This window comes from Streptomyces sp. NPDC059909 (assembly GCF_042730885.1).
Lineage (GTDB): Bacteria > Actinomycetota > Actinomycetes > Streptomycetales > Streptomycetaceae > Streptomyces.
The window spans coordinates 63,034-74,996 of record NZ_JBHWKX010000011.1 but is presented as its reverse complement, the minus strand read 5'-3'; the positions used below and the strand labels follow the sequence as shown (position 1 = coordinate 74,996).

Genomic DNA, 11,963 nt, shown 5'->3' with positions numbered 1-11,963 from the left:
GCCCACGCTCCAGGGGATCTCGGGCATACACGGACACTTGGGATGGGGCTCAGCCGGGTGGGGTCCGCCCTTACCGGGGGGCGATGGGGGGCTTCCGTAGAAGGAACCCCCACGTCGCATGCCGTGCGTCCGTGAGGCCCGCCTCAGCGGATGCTCGGCTCGGCCGTGTAGTCCGGCAGATCGATGGTGCTGCTGACCTTCTGCCCTTCCCTGAGCATCCAGTTGAGGAAGAAGGGCCGGCTCAGCATCCAGTTGCGCAGCCGCAGCGCGGTTCTGCTGCCGGGGGCGAGGAACGGGCCCGTGCGGTCGCCGCCCTTCTGGCAGCCCTCGGCGTAGCCGCGCACGAGGTTCTCGTAGCGGACGAATGCCGTCGTGTGGTCGCCGTCGCCGCCGTCGGCCCCGTACGCGCGGGCGAGTTCTCCGGCGAGCACGTACGCGGCCACGATGCCCGTCCCCGTACCCATGCCGCCGATGGTGGCGCCGCAGGCGGCGTCGCCGACCAGGGCGACGCGGCCCGTGGACCAGGTCTCCACGTCGGCGCGGCTGATCGAGTCGAAGTAGAGGTCCGTGGCGTCCTCCAGTGAGGCGAGGAGCCTCGGCACCTCCCAGCCGAGGCCCGCGAAGGCGTCCGTGATCAGGGCCTTCTGCTGCTCCGGGTCGTGCCGGTCGTACGTCAGCTCGTCGGAGGCGAAGACGAAGAAGGCGCCGACCCGGTCCGGGTTGCGGCGGTCCGCGCCGACGGAGGCGAGACGGCCGGGGACGTTGTAGCCGATGGAGCCCTCGCCGGAGCCGGCGCCGAGGTGGTTGGGCAGGCTCCAGGTGGCGGCGTAGTGGCCGAGGTGGCGGACGTACTTCTCCTCGGGTCCGAAGGCGAGCTGCCGGACGTTGGAGTGCAGCCCGTCCGCGCCGATGACCAGGTCGAACGCACGGGGCGCGCCGTGGCGGAAGGCGACGCGCACCCCGTCCTCGGTCTGTTCGAGCCGGGTGACGGTGTCCCCGAAGACGTACTCGGCGTGCGGGAGGCTGTGTTCGTAGAGCACGCGCGAGAGGTCGCCGCGGAGGACCTCGATGTCGCCGCCCGCGAAGTCGGCGGGCAGGAACAGCTGCCGCTTTCCGCGCTCGTCGACGAAGAGCATCGGGCTGCCGCCGGTCCGGATCCGGCGCAACTCGGCCAGCACGCCCGTCCGTTCCAGCACCGTCAGGTGGGTGTCGCCGCGGAAGTCGACGGCCTGGCCGCCCTCGCGCAGGGCGGGGGCGAGTTCGACGACGGTGACCTCGAAGCCGTGTCGGCCGAGCCAGTACGCGAGCGCCGGACCGGCGATGCTCGCGCCCGAGACGAGGACCTTCTTGCCCATGGTTTCCACTCCCCCTAAAACTGTGTCCATCGGAAACTATTTCGTGCTGTGTACGGTAGACACAGTTTTCGGGCTTGGCAAGGGAGCGCAGTGATGACCGAGAATCCGGACGAGCTGGTACAGCTCCTCTGGGGCCCCCGTCCGCAGCCCAGGCGGGGCCCGAAGCCGGCGCTGAGCCTCCACCGCATTGCGCGGGCGGGCATCGGGATCGCCGACGAAGAGGGGCTCCCCGCCCTGTCGATGCAGCGGGTCGCCGAGGTGCTGGGTTTCACGAAGATGTCGCTGTACCGGTACGTGCCGGGCAAGGCGGAGCTGGTCGCCCTGATGGTGGAGACCGCGATCGACGACGTGCCGGGAGAGGCGTCGGAGACGGCCGGGGCGTCGGCGGGAGCCGGGGCGTCGGCGGGGGCCGGGGCGTCGGAGACGGCCGGGTGGCGGGAGGCCCTCGCCGACTGGTCCCGCCGCCTCGTCACCGTCTTCCAGCGCCACCCCTGGCTGCTGGACGCCACGGTCGGCCCGCGGCTCATGGGCCCGAAGGAACTGGCCTGGATGGAGCGGGCCCTCGCCGCCCTGGACGGCACCGGCCTCACCGGCGGCGAGCGGATGGACGCGGTCGTCCTGCTCTCCAGCCACGTACGCGGCATCGCCCAACAGGCCCGAGCGGCAAGCCCCTCGGCCGCCCCCGAGGCGCAGTTCCACTCTGCCCTGGCCACTGTCCTGCACACCCACGGCGACCGCTACCCGGCCGTGCTCTCCGCGATGACCTCGTCGGCGGCCGAGCCCGACGGCCAGGACCAGGCCCTGGAGTTCGGCCTGGAGCGCATCCTGGACGGCTTGGGCGCGCTCATCACTCAGCGCGCCGATTGACCGACCGGTTGGGCAGCGGGACGGTGGCGGCCTCGGGTTCTCCCGAAGCTGATACCGGCGTCAGCGTTTCGCCGACGGCCGGAACACCGGCACCGCGACCCCGTCCTCGCCCGCCGTGCGGAAGGTCACCTCCAGCTCCATCCCGATCCGCAGGTCCGCCTCCGCACAGTCCACGACCTCGGTCATCATGCGCGGGCCCTCGGCGAGGTCGACGACGGCCGCCGTGTAGGGCGTACGGCCGGCGAAGGGCGGGAGGTCGTTGCGGTGGACGACGGACCACGTGTAGAGGGTGGCGCGCCCGCTCGCCCGCTCCCAGGCGACGTCCTCGCTCCAGCAGTACGGGCAGAACTCGCGCGGATAGTGATGGGCCCGCCCGCACCCGCCGCAGCGGCGGACCAGCAGCCGGCCGTCGGCCGCCGCGTCCCAGTAGGGCCGCGTGAAGTCGTCGATGTCGGGCGTCGCCGCGGTCCCGGGAGAGCTCACGTGAAGAGTCCCATCGCGTGGTCGAGGGACCAGGTCTGCCAGGACATCGCGAAGAGGGCGACGAGCGAGATCAGCGCCATCATCGCGTTCTGCCCCTGCTCGGCCCAGTCGTGGATCATCAGGACGAGATAGAGGAGATTGAGGACCAGCCCGCCGACCAGCGCGATCGGGGTGAGGAATCCGGCGATCAGGCCGAGGCCGAGGGCGAGCTCGGCGTAGACGACCACATGGGCCATGACCTTCGGGCGCGGTGCGACGACCGCGTCGAAGCCGGATCGCACCAGCTCCCAGCGGTGTTTCGCCGCGACGTCGGCGGCCCAGGCGATGCCGGTGCCGCGCTCGAACCAGCCCTTCTTGTCCTTGTGCCGCCAGCTCTCCAGCCACCACAGGCCGAGGCCGATGCGAAGGACGGCGAGCCATTCGGCGCCGGTGAGCCAGACGGTCTGCATTCCGGGGCCTCCCCTCCGAGATCTGACGGTACGTCAGTTCACCGGATGGGGCGTCGCCGCGCAAGAGGTCGGCGGCCGTGACCGATTCGCAATGGCGCGCCGTTACGCTGTGCGCTCATGCCCGATCACAGAGCCATGGACCTCACGAACGACCGCCCCGTCTACGTCGTCGGAGCGGGCCCCGGCGGCCTCGCCGTCGCGGCCGCGCTGCGCGAGCGTGGCGTACGGGCCGTGGTCCTGGAGAAGTCGGAGTCCGTCGGCGCGTCCTGGCGCGGCCACTACGACCGGCTGCACCTGCACACCACCCGGCGCCTGTCCGGACTCCCCGGCCTGCCCATACCGCGGAGGTTCGGGCGGTGGGTGTCGCGCGACAACGTGGTCCACTATCTGGAGAAGTACGCGGAGTTCCACGAGCTGGAACTGGTGACGGGCGTCGAGGTCTCCCGGATCGAGCCGGACGGCTCCGACTGGGTCCTGCACGCGTCCGGTGGCCGCCGTCTCACCGGCCGCGCGGTCGTCGTGGCCACCGGCTTCAACCACACCCCGCGCCTGCCGGACTGGCCCGGCCTGGTCACGTACGCGGGCGAGGTGCTGCACGCCTCCGCGTACCGCAACCCGGCCCCCTACGCGGGCAAGGACGTCCTGGTCGTCGGCGTCGGCAACACAGGCGCCGAGATAGCCGTCGACCTGGTGGAGGGCGGCGCCGCGCGCGTACGCCTGGCCGTCCGCACCGCGCCCCACATCGTGCGCCGCTCCACGGCGGGCTGGCCCGCGCAGCGCACCGGCATCCTCGTGCGCCGTCTGCCGGTGCGGCTGGTGGACGCGGCCGGCGGTCTGCTGGGGCGGATCTCCGTGCCCGACCTGTCCGCCCAGGGTCTTCCGCGGCCGGACACCGGCCTGTACTCCCGGGTCCTGCAGGGCGCCATCCCGGTCCAGGACGTGGGCCTGATCGACGCGGTCCGGGCGGGCCGCGTGGAAGTGGTCGCGGCCGTGGAGACCTTCGACGACTCCAAGGTCGCCCTGGCGGACGGCTCGCACCTCACACCCGACGCGGTGATCGCCGCCACCGGCTACACCCGCGGCCTGGAGCCCCTCGTCGGACATCTCGGTGTCCTGGACGACCGCGGGCGCCCGGTCGTCCACGGCGCCCGCACTCCAGAACAAGCACCCGGGCTGTACTTCACGGGCTTCACGAATCCGATCAGCGGGATGTTCCGCGAGATGGCGCTGGACGCACGGAAGATCGCGAAAGCTCTGGCCGACTAAACAGGTGTCCGGCCCTGACCAGCCCGCCTCGCACCGAGCCTCGCTGCGTGTTCGACTCGAACGGCCACCAGGGGCGGACACCCCTTCAACCTCTCGTACACCACCGCGCCGAGGCAGCCGAAGGCGGCACAACTGACGCGTGTCGCAGTTTGGACATGGCGTGTTCTTGCCACCCGGATGAGCTGGCAGGTCCGGATTGCTTGGCGCATGATTCCGGACGGGCGGTGAACCATGGTTGTACGAGAGGGTTTTGCTCATGGCATGGGACCTCCAGGCGACGACATGACAGGACTAATGCTGATGGCCGCAGGTGCGCCGGCCGTGCAGGTCGGCAATCCCGGTCGGTCCCGGTCGAAGCCGTAACGCCGTCAACTGCGGCTGACGCGACGCCGGTCCCCTGACCCGACCCATCCTTCGCCTGTGACATGCCGATACCTCTCCGGTCACCGGCTCACCACCTCCGGCAAGCGGACACATGGCGTACGGAACGACGGCAGATTCGGCCGCGGTTCATGTCGAGGCTGGATGCCGTTCATCTCATATGCCCCAGGTGGGCCGCGCCGGATCTGTGTGCTCATGGCGCCCGCTCACAGTGCTTTGCCCAGATGTCGGGACCCCGACGTCGGGATACCAGAAAGGCCGTAAACACCAATGAGACGAATCCGCCTTTGGGCGGTGACATCGATGTCGGTGATGGTGGCGACGAGTGCGCTCACACCCGTCGCGGCCCAGCCCCTGCCAGGGACCGAGGCGCGCACGCCGGCACCGCACGACCGCACGACCACGCTACGGTTGATCACCGGCGACCGAGTCACCGTCAGCGACGCGCCGAACGGCAAGAAGACGGCCTCGGTGCAGCGCGCACCGGGCCGCGAGAACGTCTTCTTCCAGATCACCGAAAAGGACGGCGCCCTGACGGTCCTGCCCTCCGACGCGGCGGCGCTGGTCCGCACGGAGCGGCTGGACGCGGGGCTCTTCGACGTCGCGGGCCTCATCGCCCAGGGGTACGACGAGGCGCACGCCGACGCCCTGCCCCTGATCGTGTCCGCGCCCAAGGGCTCGGCGCGTGCGGCGGTCAAGCGGGTGGACGCACTCGCAGAGTTCAACGATGACTCCGCGGAGCCGCGGCAACTGCCGAGCATCGGCGCCCAGGCCCTGCGCGTCGCCGACGACGACCTGACCGCCTTCTGGAAGCAGCTCGTACCTCCGGCGGGCGCGTCCGTCGCGAGCGCGGCGGCCGCGACTCCGAAGATCTGGCTGGACCACAAGGTGCGTCCCACGCTGGACCGCAGCACCGCGCAGATCAACGCGCCGACCGCATGGGCGGCCGGTTACCACGGCGAGGACGTCAAGGTCGCGGTCCTCGACACCGGCGCCGACCAGAACCATCCCGACCTCGCGGGCCGGGTGGTCGAGGCCAAGGACTTCTCCGACAGCGGCTCGACCGAGGACCGCTTCGGCCACGGCACGCACGTTGCCGCCACCGCCGGCGGCAGCGGAGCCGCCTCGAACGGCCTCCGCAAGGGCGTCGCGCCCGGCGCCGACCTGCTGATCGGCAAGGTGCTCGGAGACAGCGGCTTCGGCACCGCATCCCAGGTCATCGCGGGCATGGAGTGGGCCGCGGCCCAGGGTGCCAAGGTCGTCAACATGAGCCTGGGATCGGACGGCGATACCGACGGCACCGACCCCATGAGCCTGGCGGTCAACGAGATCTCCCGCAGCAGCGGCGCGCTCTTCGTCGTCGCCGCCGGCAACGCCGGCCAGCTGGGCGACATGACGGTCGGCTCGCCGGGCGCGGCCGACGCCGCCCTCACCGTCGGCGCCGTCGACCGCGACGACTCGCTGGCCCCCTTCTCGAGCCGCGGTCCGCGCTACGGCGACAAGGCGGTCAAGCCGGACATCACGGCTCCGGGCGTCGGCATCGTGGCCGCACGCGCCGCCGGCACTGCCATGGGCACCCCGATCGACGAGTACTACACCGCGGTGAACGGCACCTCGATGGCGACGCCCCACGTGGCCGGCGCGGCGGCACTGCTCGCCGGGCAGCACCCCGACTGGAGCGCCGAGCAGCTCAAGGACGCGCTGATCAGCACGTCCCGTACGATCTCCGGCCAGGTGCCGACCCAGCAGGGCGGCGGCCGCGTCGACGTCAAGGCGGCGATCTCCGCCCCCGTCAACGCCACCGGCACGATCGCCATGGGCCCGTTCGGCAGGGACGAATCCCCGGTGGAGCGGGCGGGAGTGATCCGCTACACCAACGACTCCGACAGCGAGGTCTCGCTGAGCGTGCGTGCCACGCTGGCCACCAACGGCGGGAGGGAACTCCCCGCGGAGGCGCTGACGCTGGGTGCGGACACGCTCCGGGTCGCCCCTGGCGCGACCGTTGAGATGCCGGTCGGAGTCGACCCCACGAAGGCCGGCCGAGGCTCCTACTACGGCTACGTCACCGCCACCACCGCCGACGGCGTATCGGTCCACACCACCGTCAGCCTGGTCGTACGCGCCCCGATGCACAAGGTCACCATCGAGTCGTACGGCCCGACCGGCGAGCCCATGTGGTGGAACATGCTGCAGGTCTTCGGCGGGGACACGGACGCCCGGTTCATCAGCTTCGACCCCATGGTTGCCGAGGTCGAGGAGGGTACGTACCAGGTCGCCGGCACGGCGGTGGAATGGACCGCCACCGGCGCGCGGCTGCTCCAGGTCATCGAGCCCGAGGTGAAGGTCACCGGGGACACGACCGTGGCCCTGGACACGCGCAACACCAAGCTGGTGCGCGTGCAGACGCCGAAGCCCGCCGTGCGGCGCAACAATCTGTCCTACGAGATGTACCGCAAGATCGACGGGACGGTGCTCGACCAGACCATTCTGTTCGAAGCAGGCGCCGAGGCGGTCGACCTGTACGTGAACCCCACGTCCAAGGTCTCCGACGGCGAGTTCGAGTTCAACTCCCGTTGGGAGATGACGGCTCCGCAGCTCCGCGCCGAAGTCCGCGGCGCCGACTTCGGCCTGGACCCGTACTACTTCCAGCTGTCCGCTCCGTTCGCCCCCGAGGGAGAGCGGCTCACCGCCGTGGACGCGGGTACGAGGGACGAGCCGGACCTGCGGCCCGACACCGTGCGGGGCAAGCTCGCCGTGGTCCGCGACGCCACCGCAACGGGCGAGTACGACCTCGCGAGGGCGGCGGCCAAGGCGGGCGCCAAGGGCCTGATGATCGTCCTGCCGGAGGGGATGCTGGCCTGGACCCGCTGGCAGCCGACGGACACCCGCTCCGCCGTCCCCGTGTTCCGGGTGAACGCGACCGACGGTGCGAAGCTGCTGCAGTACATGAAGGGGCACAAGGCCGTCATCGACATCTCCGGGACGGTGGAGAGCCCGTACCTTTACGACATCAGGGCGATCTGGGAGCAGCAGATCCCGCAGGACGCGACGTACACCGTCTCGGACCGCAACACGGCACAGGTGCAGGCGTCCTACATGGACACCGGCGCACTGGACTGGACCGGCGAGCAGCGCTTCAGCTGGCGCCCCTACGCGAAGTACAGCTTCGAGACCTCACGCTGGGTGCGGACGGGCGGGACGCGGACCGAGTACGTCACCTCCGGGGACACGGAGTGGATGCACTACGTCGGCTTCATCACCAGCCCGTTCGAGAACCTGCCGATGGTGTGGGGCCTCCGGGACGCTCCCCGCACCTTCAAGACGGGTGAGCAGGCCGTCGAGGAGTGGAACAAGGCCGTGGTGCGGCCGTCCATCCCGCGCGGCTGGAGCCGTCCCTCCGTACGTGAAGGCGACATCCTCCGCCTGGCGATCCCGGAGTACACCGACGCGGTGGCCGGTCACTGGGCCCGCAAGCAGGCGCCTTTCGTGCTGGGCGGTCCCGGGGCCGGGACGCTGGACGTACCGGACTACCAGGGCGACACCGTGACGGCCGCCCTCTACCGTGACGGCAAGGTGGTGGGCCAGTCCAACAGTGCCTGGGGGTCCTTCCCGGTCGCTGCCGGAACGGCCGACTACCGGCTGGACCTGACGACCGAGCGCGTCTCCGACTACTGGCAGACCGGTACCCGGACCGCCACATCATGGACGTTCCGTTCGGACACCGCGACCGAGGAGACGCTGCTGCCCCTCCTCCAGGTCGACTACGGGGTCCCTGTCGACCTGACGAACACGGTCGACGGCGGGAAGCTGCATGAACTCGACCTGACCGTCAGGAACCAGGACGGGCTCGCCGCCCCCGCCGGGGTCGAGCTCAAGGTCGAGGCGTCCTTCGACGACGGCAAGACCTGGCAGGGGCGGGTCCGCGTCGAGGACCGTGGCGACAACCGGTTCACCGCCACCATCGAGCGGCCGGACGGCCAGCGGCAGGGCGCGTACGTGACCCTGCGGGTCACGGCCTCCGACAAGGCGGGCAACACGGTGAAGCAGACCGTGGAACGGGCTTACCTGCTCGGCAAGTGAGCGAGCGCCTCCGCGGAATCCCCGCGGAGGCGCCGGCAGGACCGTCGCGGCGGGTGCCGGGGGTGTCCCCCGGCACCCGCCGTTCGTCGAATGCGTCCAGACCGCCGTCCGCGCCCAGGAAGCCGCAGCGTTCACCGGCCGGCACGGGCACGTCACCGGTCGACGGCGTCCACCTCGAAGCCGAGGGAGGCGGGGTGGAGGGCGTTGCGGCCCGGGCCGCACCCCAGGTCGAGTGCGCGCCCCGGGGTGATCAGACCGCGGTCGAGGTACGGGACGAGGTTCTCGTCCGGCTTTGCCACGAAGAACGGCACGGGCCAAAAACGGTCCGCGTAGAAGCCGTCCCACCAGGCGGCGCCCGCACCGGCCGTCCAGCGGTCGGCCCCGGGCGCGAACAGGCCGTCCAGCAGCGCCAGCACGTCGTCCACGGAGCGTATGTTCCGGTCCATCCGGCCCCCTTTCCGATGGTGGCGAGCGTACTGTCCGATGGGACGAAGTCCCAGGTCAGGCGGTATGGCCCAGGGCCGTGAACGGATCGCGGTCGCCTCGTGGGACGCACGGCGGCCCCGCCATTCCGAACCCCGGGTCTCCGGCTTCGCGACCGCCGCCCAGGCCCGTCACGGGGCGTTCCCGGCCACGCGCAGGCGGGTTTTCCGACGGCTTTTCCCGGTGGGTCTCCGGGAGCCCGCCGAAGGTGTGCCGCGCCGCAGCGGGGGGAGGCTGTGCACGTACGACGCCTTCCTGACTGCCCGTCAGGTCTGTAATCTGACTGTGCGTCAGTTAGCCAGATCAGCCCCCGGCCGGCGATCAACGACGAGCAAGGAGCGGGCGAAGCGATGCTTGGATCGACTCACGGCACCCTCACCACCGATCTCCGCGCCCGAGTCGTGGCCTGCGGAGAGCAGCCCGGACCCAGCGTCCACGGCATCACCGCGGGCGAGGGCGACCTGGATGTCAGCGGCCGGCCGCTGTACGCGCCCGTCCCCGACCTCGACCGGTTCTTCCGGCCCGATTCGGTCGCCGTCATCGGCGCGTCCGACGCCGACGGCCGGCCCAACACCGGGATCACCCGGCAGCTGATCGCCTGGGCCGAACGGGTCGGGGCGCGGCTGCATCCCGTGCACCCGAGCCGGAGTGCCGTGTTCGGGCTGCCCTGTGTCCCCTCCGTGGCGGACCTGCCGGAAGAGATCGATCTGGCCGTTCTGCTCGTCGGCGACCCGCTGCCGGTCATCGAGGAACTCGCCCAGGCCAAGGTGAGGTTCGCCGTGGCCTTCGCGTCCGGGTTCGCGGAGACCGGCGAGGAGGGCGCGGCCGCGCAGCGGCGGCTGGCCGCGGCCGTGGAGCGGTCGGGGCTGCGGCTGCTCGGTCCGAACACCAACCTCAACGCCTTCGAGGAGTTCCGCGACGACCTCGAGGGCCCCGCCATCGCGCTGATCACCCAGTCCGGCCACCAGGGCCGGCCCGTGTTCACGATGCAGGAGCTGGGTGTACGGCTCTCCCACTGGGCGCCGACCGGCAACGAGGCCGACCTGGAGACCTCCGACTTCATCTCCTACTTCGCCGGGCGGCCCGAGGTCGGGGCCATCGCCTGCTATGTGGAGGGGCTCAAGGACGGACGCTCCTTTCTCCTCGCCGCCGACCGGGCCGCGCGCAGCGGCGTACCGGTCGTGGCGGTCAAGGTCGGACGCACCGAGACCGGGGCGCGGACGGCCGCCTCGCACACCGGCAAGCTGACCGGCGCCGACCAGGTGGTGGACGCGGCGATGCGGCAGTTCGGCGTGATCCGCGTCGACGGGCTCGACGAACTCCAGGACACGGCCGCGCTGCTGGCCCGTGCGCGGAAGCCGCGGGCCGACGGCGTCGTCGTCTATTCGATCTCGGGCGGCACGGGCGCGCACTTCTCGGACCTGGCGACCGCGGCGGGGCTGCGGCTGCCTCCGCTGTCCGAGGCCAAGCAGGCGGAGCTGCACCAGTGGATCCCGGAGTACCTGAACGTCGCCAACCCGGTCGACAACGGCGGCCACCCCGTGGGCGACTGGCGCGGCCGCAAGATCATCGACGCGATCCTCGCCGACCCTCAGGTCGGCGTGCTGATCTGCCCGATCACCGGCCCCTTCCCGCCCATGAGCGACAAGCTCGCCCAGGACCTCGTGGACGCGGCGGAGACGACGGACAAGCTGGTCTGCGTGGTGTGGGGCTCGCCCGTCGGCACGGAGGAGGCCTACCGCACGACGCTGCTCGGGTCGTCGCGGGTCGCCACCTTCCGTACGTTCGGCAACTGCATCACCGCGGTCAAGGCGTATCTCGACCACCACCGCTTCACCGCCGGCTACCGCTCGCCCTTCGACGAGGCACCGCGCACGCTCTCCCCCTCCTTCCGCAAGGCGCAGGCCCTGCTCCGCCCCGGCCACCGGCTCAGCGAGCACGCGGCGAAGCAGCTGCTGCGGGCGTACGGCATCCGCGTGCCGCGCGAGCAGCTCGTGACCAGCGCGGCGGCCGCGGTGCGGGCGGCGGGTCTGGTGGGCTACCCGGTGGTGATGAAGGCGTCCGCGCCCCGGCTCGCGCACAAGACCGAGCTGGGCCTGGTGAAGATCGGGCTGACCTCGGCCAGCCAGATCCGCGACGCCTATCGCGAGCTGACCGACATCGCCCGCTACGAGAGCATCGAGCTCGACGGCATCCTCGTCTGCCAGATGGTCGAGCGCGGCGTCGAGATGGTCGTCGGCGTCACCCAGGACGCGCTCTTCGGCCCGACCGTGACCGTGGGCCTGGGCGGTGTGCTGGTGGAGGTGCTCCGGGACGCCGCGGTCCGCGTGCCGCCCTTCGGCGAGGACCAGGCCCGCTCCATGCTCGCCGAACTCCGCGGGCGGGCCCTGCTGGACGGGGTCAGGGGCGGGCCCCCGGTGGACGTGGACGCGCTCGTGGAGGTCGTCCTGCGGGTGCAGCGGATCGCGCTCGAGCTCGGCGCCGACCTCTCCGAGCTCGACATCAACCCGCTGATGGTCCTGCCGCGCGGGCAGGGCGCGGTGGCGCTGGACGCGCTCGCCGTTTGCCGTTGAGACGACGACCACCAGGCATACGACGA

The 11,963-nt window shown here is 71.4% G+C and carries 7 protein-coding genes and 1 pseudogene; 4 read left to right on the top strand and 4 right to left on the bottom strand.

Annotated features, from left to right (window positions below):
* Positions 1–143 precede the first annotated feature (143 nt).
* Complete coding sequence (locus ACFV9O_RS10770; protein WP_385415167.1) at positions 144–1,355, bottom strand: FAD-dependent monooxygenase; 1,212 nt, start codon at positions 1,353–1,355, stop codon at positions 144–146.
* 93 nt (positions 1,356–1,448) lie between these two features.
* Between ACFV9O_RS10770 and ACFV9O_RS10765 the strand changes: the two genes are divergently transcribed.
* Positions 1,449–2,222 carry a TetR/AcrR family transcriptional regulator gene (locus ACFV9O_RS10765; RefSeq protein WP_385415164.1) on the top strand — a complete coding sequence of 258 codons (774 nt, stop codon included), beginning with the start codon at positions 1,449–1,451 and terminating at the stop codon, positions 2,220–2,222.
* Positions 2,223–2,282: 60 nt separating this feature from the next.
* Here the strand turns inward: ACFV9O_RS10765 and ACFV9O_RS10760 are convergent, their stop codons facing one another.
* Together ACFV9O_RS10760 and ACFV9O_RS10755 are read right to left on the bottom strand one after the other, a co-directional pair.
* Positions 2,283–2,705: a Zn-ribbon domain-containing OB-fold protein gene (locus tag ACFV9O_RS10760; protein ID WP_385415161.1), complete on the bottom strand. Its 423-nt coding sequence runs from the start codon at positions 2,703–2,705 to the stop codon at positions 2,283–2,285.
* Positions 2,702–3,154, bottom strand: a complete 453-nt coding sequence (locus ACFV9O_RS10755) for a DoxX family protein (RefSeq protein WP_385415158.1) — start codon at positions 3,152–3,154, stop codon at positions 2,702–2,704. Before ACFV9O_RS10755 ends, ACFV9O_RS10760 begins: the two co-directional genes overlap by 4 nt.
* A gap of 117 nt (positions 3,155–3,271) precedes the next feature.
* Here ACFV9O_RS10755 and ACFV9O_RS10750 point away from each other — a divergent pair, with 117 nt between their 5' ends.
* Positions 3,272–4,420 carry a flavin-containing monooxygenase gene (locus tag ACFV9O_RS10750; protein ID WP_385415156.1) on the top strand — a complete coding sequence of 383 codons (1,149 nt, stop codon included), beginning with the start codon at positions 3,272–3,274 and terminating at the stop codon, positions 4,418–4,420.
* A 684-nt stretch (positions 4,421–5,104) separates the two neighbouring features.
* Positions 5,105–8,881: a S8 family serine peptidase gene (locus tag ACFV9O_RS10745; protein ID WP_385415154.1), complete on the top strand. Its 3,777-nt coding sequence runs from the start codon at positions 5,105–5,107 to the stop codon at positions 8,879–8,881.
* Positions 8,882–9,039: 158 nt separating this feature from the next.
* Here ACFV9O_RS10745 and ACFV9O_RS10740 read toward each other — a convergent pair.
* Positions 9,040–9,327: pseudogene (locus ACFV9O_RS10740) on the bottom strand (SAM-dependent methyltransferase); the annotation flags it as partial.
* Between the two features lie 387 nt (positions 9,328–9,714).
* Between ACFV9O_RS10740 and ACFV9O_RS10735 the strand changes: the two are divergent.
* Positions 9,715–11,937 (top strand): acetate--CoA ligase family protein, encoded by a 2,223-nt coding sequence (locus ACFV9O_RS10735; RefSeq protein WP_385415151.1) that lies wholly within the window; start codon positions 9,715–9,717, stop codon positions 11,935–11,937.
* The last annotated feature ends 26 nt before the right edge of the window (positions 11,938–11,963 follow it).